At 52.4% G+C, this 24628-nt stretch carries 18 protein-coding genes and 3 tRNA genes; 14 read left to right on the plus strand and 7 right to left on the minus strand.

Annotation, left to right across the window (positions count from 1 at the left end; translation table 11 throughout):
- The first annotated feature begins 425 nt into the window (after window positions 1-425).
- From pepN to H8K47_RS03330, 4 genes are all read left to right on the plus strand, one after another.
- Window positions 426-3104, plus strand: a complete 2679-nt coding sequence (gene pepN, locus H8K47_RS03315) for an aminopeptidase N (RefSeq protein WP_186880022.1) — start codon at window positions 426-428, stop codon at window positions 3102-3104.
- Window positions 3105-3171: 67 nt separating this feature from the next.
- Window positions 3172-4173, plus strand: coding sequence for a class 1 fructose-bisphosphatase (locus H8K47_RS03320; RefSeq protein WP_186880023.1), 1002 nt, complete (start codon window positions 3172-3174; stop codon window positions 4171-4173).
- Window positions 4174-4435: 262 nt separating this feature from the next.
- On the plus strand, window positions 4436-6682 hold the full coding sequence (locus H8K47_RS03325) for a TonB-dependent receptor (RefSeq protein ID WP_186880024.1): 2247 nt from the start codon (window positions 4436-4438) through the stop codon (window positions 6680-6682).
- 470 nt (window positions 6683-7152) lie between these two features.
- Window positions 7153-7794 carry a hypothetical protein gene (locus H8K47_RS03330; RefSeq protein ID WP_186880025.1) on the plus strand — a complete coding sequence of 214 codons (642 nt, stop codon included), beginning with the start codon at window positions 7153-7155 and terminating at the stop codon, window positions 7792-7794.
- Between the two features lie 162 nt (window positions 7795-7956).
- Here the strand turns inward: H8K47_RS03330 and H8K47_RS03335 are convergent, their stop codons facing one another.
- From H8K47_RS03335 to H8K47_RS03360, 6 genes are all read right to left on the minus strand, one after another.
- Entirely contained in the window at window positions 7957-8715 is a 759-nt protein-coding gene (locus H8K47_RS03335; RefSeq protein WP_186880026.1) for a MipA/OmpV family protein, read from the minus strand.
- A gap of 279 nt (window positions 8716-8994) precedes the next feature.
- Window positions 8995-11388, minus strand: a complete 2394-nt coding sequence (locus H8K47_RS03340) for a serine/threonine protein kinase (RefSeq protein ID WP_186880027.1) — start codon at window positions 11386-11388, stop codon at window positions 8995-8997.
- A gap of 24 nt (window positions 11389-11412) precedes the next feature.
- Entirely contained in the window at window positions 11413-12069 is a 657-nt protein-coding gene (locus H8K47_RS03345; RefSeq protein WP_186880028.1) for a 4Fe-4S single cluster domain-containing protein, read from the minus strand.
- Window positions 12066-13904 carry an AAA family ATPase gene (locus H8K47_RS03350; protein ID WP_186880029.1) on the minus strand — a complete coding sequence of 613 codons (1839 nt, stop codon included), beginning with the start codon at window positions 13902-13904 and terminating at the stop codon, window positions 12066-12068. Before H8K47_RS03350 ends, H8K47_RS03345 begins: the two co-directional genes overlap by 4 nt.
- Window positions 13901-14974 carry a hypothetical protein gene (locus H8K47_RS03355; protein ID WP_186880030.1) on the minus strand — a complete coding sequence of 358 codons (1074 nt, stop codon included), beginning with the start codon at window positions 14972-14974 and terminating at the stop codon, window positions 13901-13903. The genes H8K47_RS03350 and H8K47_RS03355 overlap by 4 nt, the downstream gene beginning before the upstream one ends.
- 156 nt (window positions 14975-15130) lie before the next feature.
- Entirely contained in the window at window positions 15131-16222 is a 1092-nt protein-coding gene (locus tag H8K47_RS03360; protein ID WP_186880031.1) for an MBL fold metallo-hydrolase, read from the minus strand.
- A gap of 160 nt (window positions 16223-16382) precedes the next feature.
- Here H8K47_RS03360 and H8K47_RS03365 point away from each other — a divergent pair, with 160 nt between their 5' ends.
- The 10 genes from H8K47_RS03365 (at window position 16383) to H8K47_RS03410 (ending at window position 24111) form a co-directional block, all read left to right on the plus strand.
- Window positions 16383-17000 carry a TetR/AcrR family transcriptional regulator gene (locus H8K47_RS03365; protein ID WP_186880032.1) on the plus strand — a complete coding sequence of 206 codons (618 nt, stop codon included), beginning with the start codon at window positions 16383-16385 and terminating at the stop codon, window positions 16998-17000.
- 182 nt (window positions 17001-17182) lie between these two features.
- Window positions 17183-18118: a cell envelope integrity protein TolA gene (tolA, locus tag H8K47_RS03370; RefSeq protein ID WP_186880033.1), complete on the plus strand. Its 936-nt coding sequence runs from the start codon at window positions 17183-17185 to the stop codon at window positions 18116-18118.
- A 3-nt stretch (window positions 18119-18121) separates the two neighbouring features.
- Entirely contained in the window at window positions 18122-19429 is a 1308-nt protein-coding gene (gene tolB / locus H8K47_RS03375; RefSeq protein ID WP_230410143.1) for a Tol-Pal system beta propeller repeat protein TolB, read from the plus strand.
- A gap of 127 nt (window positions 19430-19556) precedes the next feature.
- On the plus strand, window positions 19557-20096 hold the full coding sequence (gene pal / locus H8K47_RS03380) for a peptidoglycan-associated lipoprotein Pal (protein WP_186880034.1): 540 nt from the start codon (window positions 19557-19559) through the stop codon (window positions 20094-20096).
- Window positions 20097-20179: 83 nt separating this feature from the next.
- Window positions 20180-20941 carry a tol-pal system protein YbgF gene (gene ybgF / locus H8K47_RS03385; RefSeq protein ID WP_162020047.1) on the plus strand — a complete coding sequence of 254 codons (762 nt, stop codon included), beginning with the start codon at window positions 20180-20182 and terminating at the stop codon, window positions 20939-20941.
- An 86-nt stretch (window positions 20942-21027) separates the two neighbouring features.
- A tRNA-Lys gene (locus tag H8K47_RS03390) sits at window positions 21028-21103 on the plus strand.
- 75 nt (window positions 21104-21178) lie between these two features.
- Window positions 21179-21254 (plus strand) — tRNA-Lys (locus tag H8K47_RS03395).
- Between the two features lie 53 nt (window positions 21255-21307).
- A tRNA-Lys gene (locus H8K47_RS03400) sits at window positions 21308-21383 on the plus strand.
- A gap of 153 nt (window positions 21384-21536) precedes the next feature.
- Window positions 21537-22472, plus strand: a complete 936-nt coding sequence (locus H8K47_RS03405) for a class I SAM-dependent methyltransferase (RefSeq protein ID WP_186880035.1) — start codon at window positions 21537-21539, stop codon at window positions 22470-22472.
- Window positions 22473-22653: 181 nt separating this feature from the next.
- The gene (locus tag H8K47_RS03410; RefSeq protein ID WP_186880036.1) at window positions 22654-24111 is read left to right on the plus strand and encodes a Ppx/GppA phosphatase family protein; all 1458 of its coding nucleotides are present in this window, start codon (window positions 22654-22656) and stop codon (window positions 24109-24111) included.
- Window positions 24112-24271: 160 nt separating this feature from the next.
- On the opposite strand, the gene H8K47_RS03415 is transcribed toward H8K47_RS03410, so the two are convergent.
- Window positions 24272-24622 carry a hypothetical protein gene (locus tag H8K47_RS03415; RefSeq protein WP_186880037.1) on the minus strand — a complete coding sequence of 117 codons (351 nt, stop codon included), beginning with the start codon at window positions 24620-24622 and terminating at the stop codon, window positions 24272-24274.
- Between the last annotated feature and the right edge of the window lie 6 nt (window positions 24623-24628).

Raw genomic sequence — 24628 nt, forward strand, 5'->3', positions numbered from 1 at the left:
TTACGCGCATCAACATGCGTATTACTATGATAGCCCCAGGCGGGGTTTTGTTCCGTTTCGTTTTGTAATCAGCGAGGCGTTACCAGCAATCGTGAGCGCCACGCAATGTCAGCGTGTTTGCAGAGCGATGGCAAGACAGCCGCTATTTGCGGCAAAAACAGCGGACTTTCCCGAATTTTCTTCATTTCGCTTTATGAAACTCAATGCAAATTGCCTTGATCAGGTCTGGTATTGGTAAAATGCAGCTCTGATCAAAGCGCTTGACTCTCAGGCAGTAAGTGCGTCCTTTGCCCGTCAGATATGGGCTCAGGTCGCCTCAGACATCAGATGCGGCCTCAGGGCGAAAGCTGCCTGCAGCGCCGCCAGTGTCCAGCCTGAACAGCAGGGCTTTGCTATTCTAACTTTTTTCACGAGACAGCCAGCATATGCGTAACGATACCGCAGCGACTCCACAAGCCATTTTCCGCAAAGACTATGTTGCGCCCGGTTATTGGGTCGACACCGTAGAAATGGGCTTCGATTTAGATCTCGATGCTACGCATGTGGCAACCCGCCTGACCATGCGCCGTAACCCTGACAGTGCCGAAAAAGATCTGGTTTTGTTCGGTGCCGAACTGAAGACGCTGCAATTACGTCTGAATGGCGTGAATCTGAAAAAATCCGCTTATACGATAGATGGCGAAACCATGCGCATTCCCAATGCGCCGGATGAGGTCGTGCTGGAAATCGAAACGCTGATCAAACCGTCTAAAAACACCTCTTTGTCGGGTTTGTATGCTTCCAACGGGAATTTCATTACGCAATGTGAAGCAGAAGGTTTTCGTAAAATCACCTGGTTCCCGGATCGTCCCGATGTGATGGCTAAATACACCGTCGTTTTACGTGCCGATAAAAAGAAATTCCCGGTCTTGCTCGGTAACGGCAACCTGATTGAGCAGGGTGATCTGGGTGATGGACGTCATTTCGCCAAGTGGGAAGACCCGTTCAAGAAACCGTCTTATCTGTTCGCCCTGGTGGCGGGTAGCCTGGTTTGCCAGGAAGAGAAATACAAGCTGGGTTCGGGCCGCGAAGTCTTGCTGCAGGTCTGGGTGGAGAAGGGTAATTTGGATAAGACCCAGCATGCGATGGATTCCCTGAAAAACAGTATACGCTGGGATGAAGAGCGCTTTGGACTGGAACTGGATCTGGACCGCTTCATGATCGTGGCGACCAGTGACTTCAATATGGGCGCGATGGAAAACAAGGGCTTGAATATTTTCAATACCAAGTATGTACTGGCCAACCCAAGTATCGCCACCGATATTGATTATGCGGGCATAGAATCTGTGGTCGGACATGAGTACTTCCATAACTGGACGGGTAACCGCGTGACTTGCCGCGACTGGTTCCAGTTGTCGCTCAAGGAAGGTTTGACGGTATTCCGCGATCAGGAGTTTTCTGCTGATCTGGTTGGCACAAGCACCGGCCGCGCCGTGAAACGTATCGAAGATGTACGTGTATTGCGTCAGGTACAGTTCTCCGAAGATGCAGGACCGATGGCGCACCCGGTGCGACCTGACTCCTTCGTGGAAATCAATAATTTTTATACTGTGACGATTTACGAAAAAGGTTCGGAAGTCGTACGTATGTATTACACCTTGCTCGGTCATGATGGCTTCCGCAAGGGCATGGACCTGTATTTTGCACGCCACGATGGCCAGGCTGTGGAATGCGATGATTTCCGTGCCGCGATGTCGGATGCGAATGGACGTGACCTGACTCAGTTTGAACGCTGGTACAGTCAGGCTGGTACACCACGTGTCGATGTGCAAACGCACTACGACGCTGCTGCGCAAACCTATGAAATCACATTGAGCCAACGTTGTCCGGCAACGCCGGGTCAGCCTGAAAAACTGCCTTTCCATATTCCGGTTGCGATGGGCTTGCTGAACAGTGCAGGTCAGGATATGCCTTTGCATTGTGAAGGCTATGAAGCGCAGGCAGGTGTCAATAGCCTGGTACTGGAACTGAGCGCAGCCAGCCAGACTTTCCGCTTCACTCAGGTGATTGAGCAGCCGGTTGCTTCGCTGCTGCGTAATTTCTCTGCGCCAGTCGTGCTCAATATCAGTTACAGCGACGAAGAGCTGGGTTTGCTACTGGCGCATGACAGCGATCCATTCAATCGCTGGGAAGCGGGGCAAAGGCTGGCGACCCGTCGCTTGGTACGCCTGACCAAAGCCGTGCAGGCTGGTGAGCCGCTGGCGCTGGATAGTATGTTTATCGAAGCGCTGCGTGCCACGCTCAATAATGACACGCTTGATCCGGCCTTCCGCGAGCTGGTACTGACCTTGCCATCGGAAGCGATGATTGCAGAAGAATTTGAAGTGGTTGATCCGCAGGCCATTCATACTGCACGTCAGTTTGCACGTGCTCAGATCAGCCAGCATTTGCGTGCTGATTTACTGTCCGCCTATGAACAACACCTGACTCCGGGCAAATTCAGCCCGGATGCGGTATCGATGGCGAAACGCAGCCTGAAAAATCTGGCCTTGTCCTATCTGTTGGAATGGGTGGATGAGTCCACCTTTGAACTTGCGAAAACCCAGTTTTACGATGCAGAAAATATGACCGATCGTTTGGCTGCATTGGCAGGTATCAGTAATTTCCGTGGCCAGCCTCAACAGCAGAAAGAAGCGGCGAAAGCATTGCAGCACTTCTACAAAGAGTTTAAGAAAGAAGCACTGGTGATTGATAAGTGGTTTATGCTGCAGGCGACCGCACATACCACCGACGTCGCTAAGGTCAGGGAACTGATGACACATAAGGCCTTCACACTGGGCAATCCTAACCGTGCGCGTAGCCTCACATTTAATTTCTGTAATGCGAATCCGGCGCAATTCCACGTGGCTGATGGCAGTGGTTATGCCTTATGGGCTGAGCTGGTGATTGCATTGAATAAGATTAACCCACAAGTTGCGGCCCGCCTGGCACGCAGTCTGGATCGCTGGAAAAAATACCCTTTGCATTTGCAGGAAAAAATGCACGCCGCATTGGAAAAAGTAGCGGCTGCCAAGAAGCTGTCTAAGGACGTTGCCGAGGTTGTGACCAAGGCGCTGGCCGCATAAGCCTGGCGCTGCATTCTGCGGTGCGGCAAGTAGCGCACCGTAAGCCGATTTTTAATAAAGGAGCATCATGAAACGTGTAAGTCTGACCCAATATCTGGTCGAAGAACAAAGGCTGAATAACTCTATTCCAGCCGAATTGCGTTTGCTGATTGAAGTGGTTGCGCGTGCTTGCAAAACCATCAGCCATGCAGTGGGTAAGGGCGCGCTGGGTGAAGTGCTGGGCACCGCCGGTAGCGAAAACGTGCAGGGTGAAGTACAGAAAAAACTCGATATCCTGTCGAATGAAATTCTGCTCGAAGCCAATGAATGGGGCGGTCATCTGGCAGCGATGGCATCGGAAGAAATGGAAAGCATCCATCCGATTCCTAACCGCTATCCGATGGGCGAATATATGTTGCTGTTCGATCCGCTCGATGGCTCCAGCAATATCGATGTGAACGTCTCCATCGGGACCATTTTCTCGGTGTTGAAAGCACCGGAAGGCATGGGCACACCGACTGAGCAAGACTTCCTGCAGCCGGGCAGCAAACAGGTTGCAGCAGGCTATGCTGTTTATGGACCGCAAACCGTATTGGTGCTGACCACCGGTAATGGTGTGAACTGCTTCACCCTGGATCGCGAAATGGGTTCCTGGGTACTGACTCAGCGTGGCATGCAGATTCCTGCGGATACCAAAGAATTCGCGATTAATGCGTCCAACAGCCGTCACTGGTATCCGCCAGTCACACGCTATGTGGATGAAATGCTGGCGGGTGAAACTGGTCCACGCGCAAAGAATTTTAATATGCGCTGGATTGCTTCCATGGTGGCTGATGTGCACCGTATTCTGAACCGTGGCGGTATTTTTATGTACCCGGCAGATCAGCGTGAACCCGATAAAGCGGGCAAGCTGCGCCTGATGTATGAAGCGAATCCTATGTCCTTCCTGGTCGAACAGGCGGGTGGTGCAGCCACCAATGGTAAGCAACGTATGCTCGATATTCAGCCGACATCCCTGCATCAGCGCGTTGCGGTTTTCCTGGGTTCGAAAAATGAAGTGGAACGCGTCACCAGCTACCACCAGGAATAAAACCTGAACGGCAGACTTGGCGGCACTATGCTGCATTCAACGGGTCTGGTAAAGGCGAAGCACTCAGCTTCGCCTTTTTTATTTTCTACACTGGGCGGTAAAGCGTGATGCCATTGTGAGCAGTCATCAGCTGCAAGTGACATCCAGTTTTATGCGCATTAACAACAGTGCTCAGGTTTTTTTTCAGATTCATGTCTGTGTCACATTTTCTACATACAGTTCCGTACTTTTACCCACCATGTACCATCGGAAGGCAAGTAGTATGAAAAACTGTGATAGTAAAATGATCAAACGTAGCCGTATGCATCTGCACGTTGTGCTGGCGTTGACGGCCTTAGGATCTCAGGCCAGCAGTAGCTGGGCCGCTGAAGCTGAACCAGCTGTAGTTGCAGCGATACCTACGGCTGCCGCCACAGGCGATAACACAGCGCTGGATGCTGAGGCGATTAAGGCGAGGGTGGTGATCAGCGGTAATGCTGTTGCTAACCGTGCGCCGGTACAGTCCTCGTTAAAAGCAACGCAGCCGCAATCCATTATCACAGCGACCTTTATCGAACAGTCAGTGACGCCGCTGGCTGACTATAACGCTGTCAGCCGTATCGCACCCAGTGTCGGCGCCGGCGTATCTCCGAATGGTCCTGGTCTGGCTGAAACGAAGGTCACACTGCGCGGCTTCCAGGATGGTGAGTACAATATGACTTACGATGGTATTCCATTCGGCGATACCAATGATCCTACGCATCACTCCACATCATATTTTCCAGCGCGGATTATTGGCGGTATGGTCATCGAGCGTGGACCTGGCAATGCAGGCAATCTGGGACAGGCTACATTTGGCGGCTCGGTGAATTTGTATTCCAAAGAATTGTCCGCTGATTTCGCTTTTTCACCCTATGCCACTTATGGTACCTGGAATACCCTGATGAAAGGATTTCAGATCGATAGTGGTCACATCAGTAATTGGGGTGACGCGAATATGATGTTTAATGCGTCGCGTCTGTCTACAGATGGCTATCTGACGTATAACGCTGTCAGCGAAGAAAATTACCAGTTCAAGTTGAAGAAAAATTTTTCTGACACGACTTCACTCACAGTTTTTTCTACCTATAACACCATTACCAGTTACACGCCCGATAAGGCCGGCGTTACCTTAAGTCAGGTGGCGCAGTTTGGTAAAAACTATTCGCTGAATAATGATCCTGCCAGTCAGAATTACTGGGGATATAACTTCAATCATAAAACGACAGATTTTGATTACATCAAACTGGAATCCTATATTCTGGGCTGGAAAATCAGTAATCAGCTGTACACCTATGCCTATACCAATGATACCTATTCCGGGCAGGATGCCAGTGGCGCGACGGCTAACGGCACCAAAGCGGGGGCGAAAGGGAATACCAATGTTCCAGGTTATAACAAGCTCAATGCTTATCGTGTGAAGGGCGACATTTTGCGCGCGGATAAAGAGGTTGCATTGGGATGGCTGCGTACCGGATTGTGGTATGAAGTCTCCAATAGCAATCGTCATACCTATGATCTTGACTGGACTTTGGGTAAGCCAAATCCTAAAGAGGCCAGTGCGCCATTGAACGTGTCTTATGAGCAGCGTTCCTCATGGAAGCAATATCAGCCCTTTGTCGAATTCGAATGGCTGGCAATGCCTGATTTACGTATTACGCCGGGCCTTAAGTATCTGCATTTCACGCGAGAGGTGGATGCAGCCGTTAATCAGGGAACCCGCATTCCCACGCAGGCATCGGAAACCTATACCAGCACTCTGCCATTCCTCACTGCGAACTATCAGTTCGATAGCAAAAATGCGGCCTATGCGCAGTATGCGAAAGGTTTTCTGGTTCCGGCTTTATCCGTGTTCTATGTGAATAATCCTGGCCTGAGTACACCACAGCCTCAGACATCCAGTAACTACCAATTGGGATGGGTACATCAGTCGTCCAACCTGGCCTTAGATGCCGATATGTACTATATCGATTTTAATAACAAGCTGGCATCCAGCGGCAGTGGGAATGATCTGGTGTATTTTAATCAGGGCGGTGTGGTGTATAAGGGCGTGGAAGCTGCCGCAACCTATTATCTGGGACAGGGTGTGTCTATCCATTGGAACGGCTCTCTCAACATTGCCAAATCTAAGTCGACGCAGTTACAGATCGCCAAAGTACCGGCCAGTACCACTGCCTTAGGCTTGCTGTATAAATTAAATGGCGTTTTCAGCTCCTTAATCTTGAAGCGCGTAGGTGAACAATACGCCCAGGATGGTGAGCCTGCTGCGTATAAAATTCCTTCCTATAACACGGTGGATTTAACCGCTGGCTATCAATGGCGTCAGGCTGGCGCAGTAGTGAAAAATGTGAAGCTGCAGATAGGTGTAAATAATCTGCTCAATAAGCAGGATGTGTTATCCATTTCAGCTAGCAGTAAAGGTAGCCAGTTTGATCAATATACCTTTGCGCCACCGCCTAGCTGGAATCTCTCACTGAGCCTTGATTTCTGAGGGTACAGTCAATAGTGTAAGCCTGCCCCAACTGGTTTGTGGGCGGGCTTTTTTGTCGTCAGTTTAGGGCCTGTTAACATGAATGAAAAAGTTCATTGAATATTAGGGCCTGTTAACATTTAAATTACGTGTGCGAAAGGGGTAAAACAGTTGCAGGGCTAGGCGCAGCCCGCGCAGCAGTGTGATCACTGTCAGCGGGATGCAACAACGCCATGCGGCTGTTTTACCCCTTTCCCTTTGGGTTCAAGCCAAAACGCGCGCTGGACTGCGTTGTGTGTCTTGTCAGGGGCACCAGCCCTGACTGCGACACGCGCCTTGCCAGCCCACGTTTTGGCTTGAACGCATCTCGCAATTTAAATGTTAACAGGCCCTAATTGCATATAAAAATAAAAGCGAAATGCCTGAGTGCGGACGGGTCATCTATCAATAAGAAAGTATGGATTTCTGTCAATTGGCCTATTGCTCAACGCATGTACGCAATTGCCTCCACCATCGGCACAGCCAGATTGCGGGTCTGGTCGTATGCTATTCCCCAGCCTTCCAGTACTGACCTGATTTTTTACGATAACGAGGTGGACCAGCGTTCGCATCACCTGCGTTTGCAATGCAGGCAGCTCGCTTCAGCTAGTTCAGAGTACGTCGATAAAACGGTGACGGCGAGTGTTGATAAGGTGAGTGCCCGTAGAATAAAACTGAACCATGATATACAGCTGGATGTGACAAATTGTTGGGAGGCAGCGACTTCACCGACACCCTTGTATTCGTACTTCATGAAAAACTGGCAGGCCAATGCGGCCTTGTCTGTTGCGGTCTATGAGCAGAATCTTTTGCTGGTCTGGTCAGGTAACCGGAATGCGCTGTATCAGCGGGTAGAGGCGCAACTGAGTGAGTTTGTTGCGGAGAGATTTGAATGGCTTGTCATTCATGGAAACAAAGTATCCGTGTTTGAATATATGGGTAAAGATCATATCGCGCAACAGCCTTTAGGTTTCATGGTGGCGCATTACCGTATCGCTAAGCAAAATGTCTACCTGAGGATGTGGAGCCGGCCCGCTGACTATGCAGCGAACCGTATAGAATTTGCACATATTGCGGTCTGTGCAGCGTCCTGAATCAGAGCAGTATTGACTGGTCTGCTGTTGGACAGACAAAGAAAAACAGGCTTGCTGCAAGGAGATGCAGACAAGCCTGAAAGGGGAGAAACCTGAGTGAGGGGTAATGCACTTATTTCATTTTCTTGTGAGTGCCGCTAAATTTCAAAACACTTAAAAAAATCAGAATGAGTAGTTGACTGTGCTGATCAACAGCAAATTGCCACTCATTTTGCTAAGCGGACTCTCCGCTGCATCATTCAGCATGTGCTGAATGCCAGCCAGTGTGCGGACAGACCAGTTCTGATCAATCACATGGGTCCATGCAACGCTGCACAAGCTGCGATTCCAACCCGCACTACTGGCCATCGCGGGCAGACCGCTGCGCAGACTTTGCGTGGTACTGATACCGAAATAGCGTTGGTTATAGCTCGCATCTCCATAATGCAGCGTTGTCTTCAATTCAATCTGATCATGCATGCTTTGCCAGATCGCGGCGCTAATGCCTAACTGCAGGCTGTTGCCATTGTCTTCTTGTTTCAAATCGAAGCTGGCCATGCTGCTCAGTGTCACGCTATCGCTCAGGCGCGCACTGGCGCCCAGATTTGCCGTCATGCTGCCACTGATGTCATCCATGCCGCGCAGCGCTTCGGTAGGCGATAAATACAGTAGTGCAGGATGCTCAGGGCGTCCGGCACGGTATGATAGTGCGATGCTGCTGGTCCAGTTGGCATGGCGTGTCAGCTTGCCCAAACCGCGCGTGGTGCTGGCAAAAAAACCTTCTTCATTCTGGTATTCAGCAAACAGTGCAGGTACCAGACGGCTGTTCGCTGCACCGGCATAGTCGGGTACATAGGCCGTTCCCAGGCCAAGTAAATGACTATGATTGCCCACCGGTGCGCTGATCTCCTGTGCACTGGCGGATGAGAGCGAGCCTAGCATCAGCGCCGCTGTGCTGCATACACTACCTGTCATCCTGAAGCATTTCACTATCTCTCACCTGTGTGGGTTCATCCAGCTGGCAGTCCGGTTCAGCCGGCTGTGTGCTGTGGAAGTGCACAGTGTGGTGGCTTGAAATTCTTCAGGCAAGACGGGATTGCAAAGCGTAACCTGCTAGTGCGCGAAGGGTTAGCAGGCAGGACTTTGGCTAGGCATGCAGCATTCCGCAACTGGCGCTATTCAGGCACAGGCATAGGCACAGGAACAGGCCGTCAGTGCTTGTCAGCTGCTTAAGTTACTTAAGTTGCTGCCCAGTTCCTGGATTTTTTGTGCGTGTTGATAGAGTGGATAAAAGCGCCAGAACAATACACCGATGAAGCCGAATAAGAGCAGGAAAAATACGCTGCGCTCCAATATAGCAGGCAATATCAAAGCGGCGAGTACAAATGCAATCAGTACGTCGCGCCCCAGCCAGCCTTGATTTTCGATGCGTCGTTCAGACAACTGATCGAGCAAAGTGGTCATGCGCTGGCACTGTCGTTCAGTGCGGGTGACGCGTTTTTTGAACTCCATCCAGTCCGGCGAAATATGCTCCATCGCGCGCAGCTGTATCGCTTGCGTGAACAGGCGATCCAAGGCCAGCTGCAGTTCGGCCGCAGCATCGCCCAGCATCAGGTTGCGGCGGCAGGCAGCACGGACATCGCTGATGATGGAATCCAGATTGCTCCTGGCGATTTTCAATTCTTCGTCTGCTGCTTCCACTTGCCGCAGTTGTGCTTTTTTCTGCTTGTCGACGGCTGCACGTGCATCAGGCAGCAATGCATCCATCACCAGTAACATGGATGCTGGCGCAACTGCGATGTCGCCCAGTGCAGACAGCCAGGGACAATAGGCTTGCAAACCGGTATAGGCTTGCTCCAGCCGCAGTCTTAAGCGTTCTGCCCATTTAGGGTCATAGGAAATTGCCAGCAATTGCGGATGCAGCTTGAGCAGTGAGGGGCTGGCTTGGCGCGTGCTGCCATACATCAGTTGATCGATGTTCACATATTCACCCGGAATATACTTAGGGCTATTCTCTTTGATCAGGGTCTGTGCATCACGCCAGCTCTGCACATAGGCTTTGGTGGCCAGCTGCCACTTTTGTACGATATCCTGACTGGCCGCATTGCCTGCATTGGCATAGATCTCCAATACATCATGGATGTAAAGCTGATGCAGCCAGGAGGCGGCGGCTTCATCTCCCTTCAGTGCCGCATTCGCTTTGCGCAGTATATCCGGCAGTTCAATTGATTCGCCGCGCCAGACCGGGGGGATGCCAGGCGCCAGGAACAGGATCAGGATCAGCAATTGCACATCAATCGATAATTGCTGATCACTGCGTAAATCGATGAGTACCCTGACTGCATTCTGATCTTTTTGCACATCACGGAACCAGGCCAGTAACTGACCATTCGCAATATCGCCGGCTGCTTCTGTCCAGTGACGTGACAGTGCCACTGCTAACTGCGGTTTGGTATGGCAGATGTCGGTACCGATATGATAAGGCGACTGAAAGCCCGCCATCGTCTGCGTCTCCACCGGGGCAGGCAAACTGGGATCACGAGCCAGCCAGCGCAGCACTTCAGCCTCGCCCCAGCGTTGTTGCGGGTCGCGTAGCAGTAAGCCTTGCAGCAGCTTGCGCAGATAGCCATCCTTGATGAGGTTCAGATCCAGATCGCGAGTGGTCAGCTGATGCAGGATCACGGCTTCCGACAAGCCGGCAAATGGATGGCGTCCAGCCGCGATTTCCAGCACGACCATGCCCAGCGCCCAGAAGTCCGTTTTCGCGCTAAGTACGCCAGATAAGCTTTCCGGAGCCGCATAATACAAAGTGCGCGCAGCACCGGTCAGCTTTTGGGTAGCATCCATGACGGAAGAAATGCCGAAATCGGTCAGCACCAGATCGAGCGGATGCGTGGTGCGTAGCAGGATGTTTTCAGGCTTCAGATCGCGGTGTAACAAGCCGGCCTGATGCACGCTGGCGATCGCCGTGGCGAGTTCGCGGATGATGTGTTCGAGCTGGCTTAAAGCCTGCCCCTCAGACATCATCTGGCGCAGCGAGCCGGATGCACAGTATTCAAGTACCTCGAAATGATGGCCCTCTGAACGGCCGGATTCCAGCTGCACCACTTTATGGGCGGCCGGAATCTTTGCCATACGCTCCTGTACCGCTGCGCTGACCTGCATGCCATGCCGGTATAGCTTGAGCACAAACTGCTGCTTATCCTCTCGTCTCTCGATCAGCAGTAATTCAGCTTCCGCACCTTGATATGCCAGCGGCGCCAGAATTTGATAGCGTGATGCCAGTTCTGCGGGTAGTCGCAGCAGGCCCTGAATCTGGATCTGGCTGGAGCCCGCATCTGCAGGCTGCATTACGAGCGGCCGATTGCAGTACAGGCATGCCGTGCTGCCTGGCGGATTGTCCTGCTCACAATCTTCGTAAACGCAATGCAGGCTGGCAGGTGTAACCGGGTTTACGGTACTGGCTGGATATCCGGTTGCCGGCAAACTGGCAGGTAAAGCTTGCGGCAGACTCAGATCAACCCCAGTCAGCAGCACACCGCACGGACAGCGCAGGCTGCTGGCCGGATTCTCAGCCTGACAGCCCGGACACAGCCGTATGTATTCACTACTCATATTGGTGACTCATTCAACACTCACTTATTGTCTCCAGCTGACCTGCTCAAAATGCAAGCCGCGTTCTTCGCACTGGCTGGCCAGTGCTTCCATGTCGCCACGCGCCGGTATGCCTATGTACCAGATGCGCTGCCCATCGAGCATGGTCTGTATTCGTTTGGGCTGGCTGTTCAGTGGCAGTTCGGCATATGCATCGTAAATTGCTTTGCCACGTTCCGAACATGCGATCAGTGCCTGATTGGCAGAGCCGCGCCAGACCCGGTCCGGCGGCTGGCTGGCTATATAGGGCTCCGGTATCAGTGCATCCAGTTTGCCTATGATTTTGCTGTGCTTCTTTTGCAGGCTGGGCAGTGGATAACCGCTGTAGCACAGGATATCAAAGTCGCGTTGTTCCTGCGCGCGCCAGAAATGCAGTGCGTCCAGTAAAGCAGACAGCGCGGCAGGCTGATCGAAGGGTTCACCACCGGAGATCGTCACGCCATCCAGTCCGGCGGCAGCGACCCGGCGGCACCAGCTCAGCAAACTTGCTACTGACATTTGCTTACCCGGATCAATGGCCCAGGTATCCTGTGACACACAGCCTTTGCAGCCTATGCTGCACCCCTGTAGCCAGATGCCGATGCGCTTGCCAGGTCCGAGTACGGTGACCGGATAATGGGCTTTGTTAATCGCGATTTTCATGCGCTTTGTATTTGCAGGCTGATGACTTTATCGTTTTCCTGGATACCGGTCACGATCAGTTTTTGTTTGCCTTCCAGGTCCTGCTCAAACATGGCACGCGACAAAGGATTGATGAAACAGGATTCAAGCTGATTGCCTATGCCACGGCCGCCATGACTCAGGTCTTTGGTACAGCGTGACAGCAATTCCTGTCTTACCATTGCGGGCATAGACAATTGAATTTTGCATTCTTCAAATAAACGGCGCGCCACATTGCGCAGCATGCCATCAAAAATACTGGCTGCGACTTCAGGATTGATAAAGTCGAAGACCACGATGTTATCGCCTATGCGATTGAGTAATTCAGGACGGGATAATTTGAATTTGAAGTAATTGGCGATGGCATCGCGCACCTTGCTCTCAACTGCATCATAGGTTTCACCTGGCTGCACATTTTGCCTGCGCTGCCCATGCTGGTCTTCGACAAAAATGCCGAGGTTGGAGGTGAAGACCAGGATGGTCTCAGAAAAATACGCTGTATCGCCACGTCCGTCGGTCAGGCGGCCATCTTCCAGTATCTGTAAAAATTTATCCAGAATGCGCGGATGGGCTTTTTCAATTTCATCGAATAACACGACAGAAAATGGCTTCTGCCTGACCGCATTAGTGAGTTCGCCACCAGCGTCGAATCCGACATAACCAGGCGGTGCCCCCAGCAGACGTGCACTGCTGTGTTCTTCGGCAAATTCACTCATATCAAAACGCAGATACGCACGTTCATCGCCGAATACGAGTTGTGTCAGGGTCTTGGCTAACTCCGTTTTGCCTACCCCGGTTGGTCCGGCAAAAAACAGTACGCCACGCGGACGGCTGCCGCCGGATCTGGCTTGTGCGCCGGTCAGTCCCATCACCGAACGTTTTAGTATATCCAGAGTTTTGACAACAGCCGGATGCTGGCCCTTGACACGGTCTTCGATGAACTGATGTGCATTGCGGATTTTTTCACGCAGGTAGTCTTTGCGCCAGGGATTGTCGAGTGCACCGACTTTGTAGCAACGCACCGCATCATCAATCATGCGTATGCCCAGTTGTTGGCGGTCGGCCAATTCTGTGATGTCGGATAAAGCAGTCAGCGACATGCCCTCAGTCCCTTCAGTAAAGGATTTCAGGAATTGCTCACGTGTTGCCGGGCTGGCTTCGTTATAGCCAGCGAACAGCGGTGCCAGCTGAGTCGCTGCCGCATGCCGCGTTTCGTAATCCGGCCTGGCGATGACCAGACTCGCAATCTTTTCACTGTCCAGTGTCAGCCAGGAGGGCAGATCCTGGGCCCGGTTCACCAGCCAACAGACTGGATTAAATAAAGGCTGGCCGCCAGTTTCACGCGGCACCACCGGCGCCGCATACAGGGATAATTTTTCAGCGGCGACGAAGAACCTATGTTCGGCTTCGCTCAGTTGCTCGCTATGGCGGGTCAGACGCGAAGCGAAGTCCAGAATCAGCGCGCAGCGTGCATCGCGTTCTGCACTGACGCGTTTCATCAGTTTTGCGAGACTCTCCAGACTCATCATCTGATAGCCATCACATAGCTTCAAATCAAATAAGCGGCAAGCCAGTTCTTTCGCAACCGGCTCGTCCGGGTACACGCGCAAACCGTCTGCCGGATCAAAAATCAGCAAGAAACGGAAGTCGCGCTGCCTGAGTGCTTCCCACAAGGCGCGCGCCAGCGGCACCAGTGCCTGGGTCTTGCCGACTGGCGTCAAAAAACTGTCGCGTATGCTGCCTGAAATCACAAATTGCGAGCGTATTGCTAACAGGCGCTGCAGATCCTGTAACCAGCGGGCTTGGCTAAGACTCATGGTATTTGTCGTGTTTTCAGTTGACGGTGATGCAGCACAGGCGAGGCATCGGAGAAGACTGGCAGTTTATGCGCCGCGACCAGTTGTACCGGCAGCTCGCCTGCTTCCAGGCGGCGCGTGACTTGCAAATGTAAGCCGCGTGCTTCGAGCGCTTTCAGCAGCGCCGGGAATTCGCTGCACCAGCGGTCTTCGGCTAAATGATCGAGTACGCTGCGTTCGTTATCTGCTTCGCTGACGGCACGTATCACATTAAAGTTGGCGCTGCTGGTTTTCGGATCGATACGCATGCGCACCATGTAATTGCCCCAGCTGGACTGGCGGAAATGCACGGTGCCGCCGTCGACAAACAAAGTCTCGGCGATATCCTCGACCTGATAACCCAGGTCTTGCAGGGTTTGTCCTAAGATCAGTGCGTTGGCTTCCTGTAGCTGACGCTGCAGGTCGGCTTCTAACGCAGCCTGTATCTGTAAGCGTAGCTCGGTTGCCAGCAAATCTGCTTGCGCGCCAGGCAGAGATCGCGCCAGTTGCGCGGCCAGACCGGTGACGCTGGCAGGAATTTGCGGCAGATGTGCCACGCGGCGCAGCAGGCGTGCAGCCAGTGACTGCGGTATTGCCGCTGCGGCCGCTTGCTCCAAATCCACATCGGCCTGTGCTTCCAGACTGCGTTCGCGGCGCAAGGCTTCGGCTTCAATTAAGGGTTGCAATTCCTGGTTCAGGGTTTGTAATTGAAACGCATAGGCTGCCAGCGTTTGCTCATCTTCTTGCTGTGGCCGTTTTGGCTTGCTGGCGCCAATTTGGGACGCAAGTCCTATCTTGTCGGCCAGCGTAAGCAGATGCGTGAACAGTTGCTCAGCCTCGTTAAGCTGCTGTTGTACCGCATTTTGGCTGGCGGCACCGGCCAGATCCATGAGCAGGGTTTGGGCATCGCGTTGACGCTGATGCTCGCTGGCCAGCTCCGCAGCCGCTGTGCGCGCACCGGCTACCGAGATGGCGGCGCGCAGGATTGCCGCTGACAGTAAAACGGTGAAAGGATCAGAGGTGGTGAAGATCGCAGTAATTGGTCCGCTCATGACTGAACAAAGTTCGTAAATTGGCCAGAACAGTCTTCAAAAGAAGACAGTCTTTCAGGACTTTGCAATATATCACGATCGTTTCAAAACACACACAATAGCGCGCATGCTGACCATGGTCGTACAGGTTAAGGCTTAGATCGCTTGCGGCCCATGTCATTCATGGCAGGCGAGGCACCAGAAGCTGCGACGGTTGCTGCCGCGGGTTGAAGGGAATAACCACCAGCGCCGCCCTTGCTGTGGTTCTGCGATATCCACCGCCTCGCCCATTTGCGGCGTACTCAGGCGCACACCTTGGCGGGCTGCGAGTTGTGTGATGCGTTCAAACGGCTCATACCAATGATGCATGGCCAGATCAAATGTGCCATTATGAATCGGCAGCATGGTACGCGCACGCAGATCGAGATGGGCTTGCAGGCTTTGCTCAGGCTGCATATGGATGTCAGGCCACATAGGATCATAGGCGCCGGTTTCGATCAGGCTCAGATCAAACGGGCCCAGTTTGTCACCAATCTCCTTGAAGCCTGAAAAATAGCCACTGTCACCGCTGAAAAAAATCCGCAGCTCTGGGCTGATGATGCTCCACGAGGCCCACAGCGTCTGATCTCTATCGTGTACCGAGCGTCCCGAAAAGTGCTGTGCCGGCGTCGCTACAAAACGGATGCCGTCGATGTCGCTACTGTCCCACCAGGCGTGTTCGCGTACCTGACTGGGTGCTACTCCCCAGCGTATCAGTCTTTGTCCTACGCCGGTCGGAGTCAGGAAAAAAGCAGTCTTGTCTTTCAATTGCAGAATTGTGGCGTAATCCAGATGGTCGTAATGATCATGCGACAAAATGACGCCACGCAGTGGCGGCAAATCCTGCAGGCTGATAGGCGGCTGGTGAAAGCGTTGGGGACCCAGCCATGAGAAAGGCGAGGCACGTTCGGAAAATACCGGATCTGTCAGCCAGAAGCCGCCGCCTATCTTCATCAGCAGCGTGGAGTGGCCAAGCCGGTACAGCGTGTTATCGGGTGCCTGCAGTAATTCGCTCTGGCTCAGCTCACGCACCGGGATGCTGCCTCCGGGTATCGTGTGCGCGGTATCTTTGGTCAGGAAGCGCCATGCAATACGCAAATTCTGTAGCAAGCTGGGTTGAGTCAGCACGCGGCTATTTAGAAAGCGTTTGCCATGGCGCCGGCTCTGGCTGACGTCGCTTGTAGCGCTTGCTGACGGTGCTATTTGTGCTGGAATATCGGATGCAGACATAGAAACTCCTGTGCGTCACTTGAGACAATAGGGAAATACTTCAGTAGACTGGGGATAAATTACACTACACAGTGTAGTTTCATTTTCTGAAAAGTAAACTGCATGGTGTAAAATTCTAATCTGATTCCTGTTTTCCATTTTTCTTCGTTAAAACTGACTGATGTCGACTTCTTTACGCCAGACTGACCGCAAACGTGCAGCAATACTGAATGCAGCTATCTGCGAGTTCCGTCAGCTTGGCTATGACGCTACCAGCATGGATAAGATTGCTGCTACCGCTCAGGTATCCAAGCGCACTGTGTATAACCACTTTCCATGCAAAGAAGATCTGTTCACTGCCATATTAATGCTGTTGTGGCAGCGCGCTGCCACGCAGGATGATCTGGTGTATCGCAGCGATTGCAGCCTGGAGCAGCAATTGAGCACATATTTACAGCATAAGCTGAGCTTGTTCAGCGATCCCGACTTCCTCGATCTGGTCCGGGTAGCGATCGCTGCGACGATTCATACACCGGATCGGGCTAGGGAGGTGGTGGATAAGTTCAGACAAAATGAGCCTGCTATTGTCAACTGGATGCGCGCTGCACAAGCCGATGGCAGGCTGGCGGGCACGGACCCGCACTGGATGAGCGAGATGCTGATCGCGCAAATTAAGGGACTGGCATTTTGGCCGCAAGTGACTATGGGGCAGCCAGTCTTAAATCCTGAGCAGCGTGACAATCTGCTCAAGCAGGCAGTGTGGCTGTTCCTGAGGGGATATGCGCAGGGCGGCGCCTAGCTGGCTATGCTGGCAAAGCGGCTGTCCGACAGCCGCAGTTTGTAGTGGAAACTTCGTATTTCTATATTCTTATCAGGGTCTACGTTTATAATTTCAAGCTCAAGCCAGAGCGGGTAGATATTTGCTCTGCCAATTTAGTGTGTTCAGGGAACTAACTCGCCTGAAAAAAATCGAAGTGACTTATGAATTCCGTTTCTCAACCTGCTCACTTGTCGTTTCAGCAGCAAAAGCCCTTGCCGGTGCGTGGTCTGGCGCTTGCGATTGCCGTGCATATGGCCTTACTCGGGTTTTTGTGGGTGGGCGTCAGCTGGCAAAACCAGGCATCTACTGCGGTCGAGGCGGAAGTTTGGGATCTGACCAATCGCGAGGCAGCACCGCTGCCAACGCCGCCCGCACCCGAGCCGGAGCCGGAACCCCAGCCTGTAACCAAAGCCCCTGCGCCACCTGTGGAAGCGCCGCGTGAAGATCCTGATATCGCCTTGCAGCAGGAAAAAAAGCGTCAGGCAGAGCTGAAAAAGCAGGAGTTGGAGCGTCAGCGTGAACTGGCTGAAGAAAAACGCCAGGCTGAAAAAGAAGCCCAACTGAAAAAAGAACGTGAACGTGAAAAAGAACGCGAACGGGAAAAAGAACGGGAACGTGAAAAGGAGCGCGACAAGCTGAAAGAGCGCGAAAAAGCGGATAAGCAAAAACTGGCCGATCAGAAAGCACGCGAAGCGAAAGATAAAGCCGCTTCCGATAAGCTGTTCAAAGAGCAAATGCAGCGTTTGAATGCGCAGGCAGGCATGACCGGCAGCGGTGGCAGCGGTACGGCAGAAAAATCGACGGGTAATAATCGTGGCGACCCGAGCTATCTGGCCAAAATTGCGGCTAAAGTCCGTTCGAATATGAGTTATGGAGCGGCTGAGACGGCGGGTAGTAATCCCACTGTAGAGTATCGTATCGAGCTGTTCCCGGATGGCTCTTTGCGTGGCGGTCTTCGCAAATTGAAGTCTTCAGGGATACCCGCATTTGATGATGCGGTGGCCAAGGCGATAGAAAAATCCTCGCCGCTGCCGAAAGATAAGTCGGGTAACGCACCGTCCAGCCTGGATCTGGTCTATAAAATGAAAGAAGAGTGATTAATGATGCGCCCTAATTTTGGATATTCCCGTCTGTTTAAGAAATTCGCCCTGTCCGCACTGGTGTTGGGTCTGGGCAGTGCACTGCCGTTTGCACCTGCGCAGGCGCAATTGCGGGTCGAAGTGTCAGGCATAGGATCGAGCCAGATTCCGATTGCGATTGCCGGATTTACCGATGAGGCACTGACGCCGCAGCAGGTGACCGCAATCATCCGTGATGACCTCGCACGTAGTGGTTATTTCCGTTTGATCGATGCCGGTGCCGTGATTGGTGAAAACAGTGCAGTCAATTTTGAAGAATGGAAAAAACGCGGTGCCGAAGCGCTGGCCGTCGGCAGTGTGCAGCGCCTGGCCGATGGTCGTTTTGACGTGCGTTACAAATTGCTCGATACCGTCCGTGGCAGCACGCTGTCCGGCTTTTCTGTCGCGGCGTTGCCGACCAATACCCGCGTTACTGCGCATAAAATTGCAGATGATATTTACGAAAAACTGACTGGCGTACGTGGTGCATTTTCTACCCGTATCGCCTATGTAACGAAAGCTGGCAGCGAATACCGGCTGGAAGTGGCGGACGCCGATGGGGAAGGTATCCGGGTCGCGCTGCGTTCGAATGAACCTATTATTTCGCCAGCCTGGTCGCAGGATGGCAGTAAGGTTGCCTACGTCTCGTTTGAAGAGAAAAAGCCGGTGGTCTGGACCCAGAATCTGTTGACTGGTGAGCGACGCAAAGTCGCAAACTTCAAAGGTAGTAACTCAGCACCAGCCTGGTCGCCGGATGGCAGCAAGCTGGCGATCGCATTGTCGCGTGACGGTCTGACGCAGATTTACACTATCAACGCTGATGGCACCGGCTTGCAGCGCCTGACCAGTAGCAGCTCTATCGATACTGAGCCGCAGTTTTCTGCCGATGGACAATCGGTGTACTTCCTCAGTGATCGCAGTGGCGGCCCACAGATTTACCGTATGAACGCGAATGGCGGAGAGGCGAAACGGGTGACCTTTAATGGTAGTTATAACATCACCCCGCGTATTTCGCCAGACGGCCGCACACTGGCCTATATCTCACGCCGTGAAGGAAAATTCCAGTTATATGCGCTGGATCTGGGCAGTGGCCAGGAACTCAAGCTATCTGATACAAGCAAAGACGAGTCACCAAGCTTTTCCCCTAACGGCCGCTACATTATGTATGCAACGGAAACTGGCCGCCGCGCCACCCTCGCAGTAGTGTCCGTGGACGGCAAAGTGAAGCAAACTATTTCGGTCCAGGCCGGCGATATACGTGAACCCACCTGGGGGCCGTATTTGAAGTAAAGCAGTACTGCGATTGTTTTTCTGGCGCAATACCCGCTGTCAGCGTTACACTAGCTGACGCGGAATTTGCTCCCGGTAGCAGTCTCAATCCAAATAACTTGTTGTCTATTTTTGATCAGGAGAGAAAATGCAATTCACTTCCCAAACTAAAACTCTGGCAATGCTGGTATCCAGCGTTGTATTGTTGTCTGCCTGCGCATCCAAAGTACCGCTGGAAGAAAAAGCACCTATCGTTGAAAAGCCAATCGCACAGGCAGTGACTCCAGCTGCAGATCCAAATGCAGTGAAAGAAGTGAAAACTGTGTCGGTTGATCCGCTGAATGATCCTAACGGTGTTCTGGCTAAGCGTAGTGTGTACTTCGACTTTGATAGCTATATCGTCAAAGATGACTACAAATCTGTGGTTGAAAATCACTCTAAATACCTGAATACGAATAAAGCACGTAAGATCCTGATCCAGGGTAATACCGATGAACGTGGTGGTTCTGAATACAATCTGGCTTTGGGTCAGAAACGTGCAGAAGCAGTGCGTAAAGCGATGAGCCTGCTGGGTGTACCTGAGTCCCAGCTGGAAGCGGTTTCTCTGGGTAAGGAAAAGCCAAAAGCAACGGGCCACGATGAAGCATCTTGGGCAGAAAACCGCCGTGCTGATATCGTTTATCAGTAATCTGCGCTTCACCCTCACGGTGAATTAAGTTGACTGGCGCCGCTTGTTCTCTGACAGGCGGCGCATTTTATTTTTAGAATGCTATGAAACTCACTTCTACCCGTAAATCCCTGATTGCCGCAGCGTTTTTGGCTGCCTGCCTGCCATCGGCTGCGACCGCTGGTCTGTTCGATGATGATGAAGCGCGCAAAGCGATTCTGGATCTGCGCGCCAGGCTGGATGCTGTGAATGCTCGGCTGGACAACCGGCTCGATACCAAGGCAGATAAAAGTACCGCACTGGATCTGGCGAATGAAAATGAAAAACTCAGAAGTGAAATGGCGAAGCTGCGTGGCCAGTTAGAAGTGCTAGCGAATGACCTCGCCAACGCGCAACGCCGCCAGCAGGATTTCTATGTCGACCTCGACAACCGTGTACGTAAACTCGAACCTAAGCGCGCGGTGATTGATGGCCGTGAAGTGGTGATAGAGCAGAGTGAAGAGCGCGCTTATGAAGCTGCGATGACGACCTACAAATCCGGCGACTTCAAAAATGCTGTGACTGCGTTTTCAGGTTTCCTGACCAGCTATCCGCAATCCGCGTATGCCGGTTCGGCGCAATACTGGATGGGCAACTCTTACTACGCGCAGCGTGATTGCAAAGGCATGATTCCGGTAATGCAGCAGTTGTTAAAATCCTTTCCAGATCATCCCAAATCGCCGGAAGCGATGCTCAATATCGCGACTTGTCAGATCGAATTGAAAGAAAAGCCAGCAGCGAAGAAAACCCTGGAAGGCCTGATTGCACAGTATCCGGGAACGGAAGCGGCGCAGGCCGCCAAGAGCCGTCTGTCGGGCCTGAAGTAAGCATTGAAATAAACAAGAAACGGGATTTAATCCGGCTCAGCCCATTGACATCAGGGCTGAAGCCTCATACAATCTCGTTCTTCTTCGGGTCGTTAGCTCAGCTGGTAGAGCAGCGGACTTTTAATCCGTTGGTCGCAGGTTCGAATCCCGCACGGCCTACCACGAATACAGTGAGCTGAGTATGCAGATCATCATGGTCGCAAGTCGCAGCTCCTACGAAGACATTATCCAGGTTTTGGGTCGTTAGCTCAGCTGGTAGAGCAGCGGACTTTTAATCCGTTGGTCGCAGGTTCGAATCCCGCACGGCCTACCAAAATCATCGAAGTTTATGTTGCGAATAAACTTTCAGGCAGTTCAGCAAGTTTTGGGTCGTTAGCTCAGCTGGTAGAGCAGCGGACTTTTAATCCGTTGGTCGCAGGTTCGAATCCCGCACGGCCTACCAAAATAAGAAGGACTCAGGTGTAAGCCTGAGTCCTTTTTCTTTTCCGGTAACCATTGATAGTGACAGCATTTGCCTGCTCCCGCAGGACAGGTAAACTTCCCCACCGGGGCCGGAATGGATTTATGATGCCAGATCAGTACACCGGATACCGCCATGAAAAAGTCTGCAAAAAAATCGGCAACACAGCCGACCCAAGTTCAAGCCACTGCAGCTGCAAGCACAAGTCAGGAAAAGCATGAAATCCGACCCGGACAATCGCTGGAACTGCTCAAGGAGCTACACATCCTGACACGTGACGGTAAGCTGAATCAGGACAGCCGTCGCAAGTTAAAACAGGTGTATCACCTGTATCAATTCATCGAACCGCTGCTGCAGCAATTGCAAGAGGAGCGCAGTGATATCAGCCTGGTCGATCATGGTGCGGGCAAGTCCTATCTTGGCTTTATTCTGTACGACTTATTTTTTAAAGCCGGTCAGGCCCAAAGCAAGGCGCATATCTATGGCATAGAAACCCGCGACGAGCTGGTGAAGCGCTCGACCGAACTCGCGCAGCGGCTGGACTTTCCTGGCATGTCATTTCTGAATTTGTCGGTCGCGGAGGCTACCCGTTCGACGCAGTTGCCGGAGCAGATCGATATCGTCACGGCTTTACATGCGTGTGATACCGCGACCGATGACGCGATAGAATTTGCGCTCAAAAAGAAAGCCCGTTTTATGGTGCTGGTGCCTTGTTGTCAGGCTGAAGTCGCTGCGGAGTTACGCAAACATAAAGGCGATGCGGTACGCAATAACCCGCTGTCAGAAATGTGGCGTCATCCGATTCATACGCGCGAATTTGGCAGCCAGATCACGAATGTACTGCGTTGCCTGCAATTGGAAGCACATGGCTATCAGGTGCGTGTGACAGAGCTGGTTGGCTGGGAGCATTCGATGAAGAATGAACTGATCATTGCCGAATACAAGGGTAAGCCGGTGCGTCGTGCGGCAGAGCGGCTGGCTGAAGTGCTCAAGACCACAGGCCTGGATCACATGAACAGACGCTTCTTTGTTGCAGATGGCACAGCGAACAGTGAAAACGTCACCGCTTAGTCACAAATAATGATTAATATCATTTCAGGCGCTGTGATTTCAGGCAGGACACTGACCCGCAGCGCATTGTGTGAGCAGTGGCATATGATGAAACGATAAATTTAACGATAAATTTAACGATCAATTCAGCGATCAATTCACTGATCAATTCATCGATAGATACTAATAAAGGATAGGAAACATGCTGGCTGCCGTTGATCTGGGTTCCAACAGTTTTCGTATGCACATAGGTCGTCATGAAGGCGATGTGATCAAAGTCGTCAAAAGCGCGCGTGAGCCTATACGTCTGGCCGCCGGGCTGGATGCGGACGGCAATCTGACGCCGGAGTCTATGCAGCGTGCGATTGATTGCCTGAGCCGCTTCAAAGAAGTACTGAAAGCCTATCCTGTGGATTCTGTGCGGGTAGTCGCGACGAATACTATCCGTATCGCGAACAATGCTGCAGAATTACTGCCACGTGCAGAAGCAGCGATAGGCTGCCCTATCGACGTGATCTCCGGTGAAGAAGAGGGGCGGCTGATTTACATGGGTGTGGCCAATGCCGTCAGTGTACCCGGTGAACGACGCCTGGTGATGGATATCGGTGGCGGGTCGACCGAGGTGATACTCGGGCGCGGACACGAAATCATTAAAGTGGAATCGTTTAGCGTAGGTACAGTTGGACACAGCGCCACGTTTTTTCCGGATGGACGTTTGACTGAGGCGGCGTTTGAAGCCGCCATCCTGTCAGCGCGTTCCGTGTTTGAAGACGACGCACCTTTCTATCAGCCGCAACACTGGCGTAAGGCTTACGGCTCTTCAGGCACCATGCGCGCAATTTCTGATGCGATTGCCAAAGGGGGCTTGGGTGACGGCAAGCTCACGCTGCAAAGCCTGACCACGCTCAAACAATACTGCATACAAAGCGGACATCTGCAAACGCTGGAGCTCAGCGGCATTAAACCTGAACGGGTAGCGATGGTGGTGGGCGGGCTGGCGATCCTGATCGGTCTGATGACAGAGTTTAAGATTGAGGTGTTGTATCCGGTGGAAGCCGGTTTGCGCATGGGCGTGATGTGGGACTTGCATTTACGGGCGACCAAGCGTGACCGGCGTGAAGTGTCGGTGCAAAAAATGGCGCAGCTGTTTCATGTCGACGTATCACGGGCACATCGTGTGGCAGAGATGACGAAGTCGATTTATCAGCAGCTTAAACCCGCCAGCGACAATTACAATCGCTTGCTGGTCTGGAGCGCACGTCTGCATGAAGTTGGCATGGTGGTGTCGCATACCGGTTTTCACAAGCATGGTGCCTACATGATAGAGAACGCGGATATGGCCGGCTTTACCACGCTGGAGCAACGCATCATGAGTAAGCTGATCCTGAGTCAGAAAGGCAATCTGCGTAAAGTTTCTGAAGGACTGGCCGATGCGGATTTCGCCAAAGCAGTGCTGGCCTTACGGCTCGCGATTATGCTCATGCATTCTCGCGCGGAAATCGAATACGAAGATATCCGCCTGAAGATGAAAAAAGCCATAGAGCTGGAGATGCGGCGCGACTGGGTCAGCGTACATCCTACGGTGGCGTACTGGCTGCAAAAAGAAATTGAATGCTGGCGCGAAATCGGGGTCGACTTCCTGGTCAGAACCAATGTGTAAGCAGTGATCTTCACATAAAAAAGGCTGTCTCCGTTCGCGGGAGACAGCCTTTTTTCATTCGTATGCAGGCCGTGGTTTCGATGTTCTGGGGACCGACTAAAAAACAAAAGTCCTGATGTAATCTGGCCTGCAGGCCAAAAAAGCTTGGAAAGCCGCGTCTTTACTGGGTTTGCTGTTTATCTTCGCTCAGATAAGCCCACAGGGTATAGGCACCCAGAGCGGTGCCGAACGGGAATTGGAAAACTTCAAATGCGGCGATCATCAGCAAAGGAATTCTGACCCAGGGCTGGCCCGCGAGTCCGGCAAAACCGATGATGATCTGTGCCAGACAAAATACACTGGCGAGTATGAAAAATGCACCAACAAACTGCGTGAACAATGCAGGGATCTCACCGTCACTGAACAGCCCGAACAGCTGACTGGCAAACACATACATGCCCAGCAGCATAACGACATGTATCACACCTAATGCGGCATGCAGGGCGGAAGAGAGTTTGCGGTGGGATTCCATATCGGC

Source organism: Cognatundibacterium rugosum (assembly GCF_014284365.1).
GTDB classification, from domain to species: domain Bacteria; phylum Pseudomonadota; class Gammaproteobacteria; order Burkholderiales; family Burkholderiaceae_D; genus Undibacterium; species Undibacterium rugosum.

What these genes read in the sequence shown, in the direction of transcription:
- H8K47_RS03415 (WP_186880037.1), bottom strand. Translation starts at nt 24,622, where the DNA reads ATGGAATCCCACCGCAAACTCTCTTCCGCCCTGCATGCCGCATTAGGT.
- H8K47_RS03330 (WP_186880025.1), top strand. Translation starts at nt 7,153, where the DNA reads ATGTACGCAATTGCCTCCACCATCGGCACAGCCAGATTGCGGGTCTGG.
- H8K47_RS03365 (WP_186880032.1), top strand. Translation starts at nt 16,383, where the DNA reads ATGTCGACTTCTTTACGCCAGACTGACCGCAAACGTGCAGCAATACTG.
- H8K47_RS03355 (WP_186880030.1), bottom strand. Translation starts at nt 14,974, where the DNA reads ATGAGCGGACCAATTACTGCGATCTTCACCACCTCTGATCCTTTCACC.
- H8K47_RS03350 (WP_186880029.1), bottom strand. Translation starts at nt 13,904, where the DNA reads ATGAGTCTTAGCCAAGCCCGCTGGTTACAGGATCTGCAGCGCCTGTTA.
- H8K47_RS03340 (WP_186880027.1), bottom strand. Translation starts at nt 11,388, where the DNA reads ATGAGTAGTGAATACATACGGCTGTGTCCGGGCTGTCAGGCTGAGAAT.
- ybgF (WP_162020047.1), top strand. Translation starts at nt 20,180, where the DNA reads ATGAAACTCACTTCTACCCGTAAATCCCTGATTGCCGCAGCGTTTTTG.
- H8K47_RS03360 (WP_186880031.1), bottom strand. Translation starts at nt 16,222, where the DNA reads ATGTCTGCATCCGATATTCCAGCACAAATAGCACCGTCAGCAAGCGCT.
- H8K47_RS03325 (WP_186880024.1), top strand. Translation starts at nt 4,436, where the DNA reads ATGAAAAACTGTGATAGTAAAATGATCAAACGTAGCCGTATGCATCTG.
- pal (WP_186880034.1), top strand. Translation starts at nt 19,557, where the DNA reads ATGCAATTCACTTCCCAAACTAAAACTCTGGCAATGCTGGTATCCAGC.
- tolB (WP_230410143.1), top strand. Translation starts at nt 18,122, where the DNA reads ATGATGCGCCCTAATTTTGGATATTCCCGTCTGTTTAAGAAATTCGCC.
- H8K47_RS03410 (WP_186880036.1), top strand. Translation starts at nt 22,654, where the DNA reads ATGCTGGCTGCCGTTGATCTGGGTTCCAACAGTTTTCGTATGCACATA.
- H8K47_RS03320 (WP_186880023.1), top strand. Translation starts at nt 3,172, where the DNA reads ATGAAACGTGTAAGTCTGACCCAATATCTGGTCGAAGAACAAAGGCTG.
- tolA (WP_186880033.1), top strand. Translation starts at nt 17,183, where the DNA reads ATGAATTCCGTTTCTCAACCTGCTCACTTGTCGTTTCAGCAGCAAAAG.
- pepN (WP_186880022.1), top strand. Translation starts at nt 426, where the DNA reads ATGCGTAACGATACCGCAGCGACTCCACAAGCCATTTTCCGCAAAGAC.
- H8K47_RS03345 (WP_186880028.1), bottom strand. Translation starts at nt 12,069, where the DNA reads ATGAAAATCGCGATTAACAAAGCCCATTATCCGGTCACCGTACTCGGA.
- H8K47_RS03335 (WP_186880026.1), bottom strand. Translation starts at nt 8,715, where the DNA reads ATGCTAGGCTCGCTCTCATCCGCCAGTGCACAGGAGATCAGCGCACCG.
- H8K47_RS03405 (WP_186880035.1), top strand. Translation starts at nt 21,537, where the DNA reads ATGAAAAAGTCTGCAAAAAAATCGGCAACACAGCCGACCCAAGTTCAA.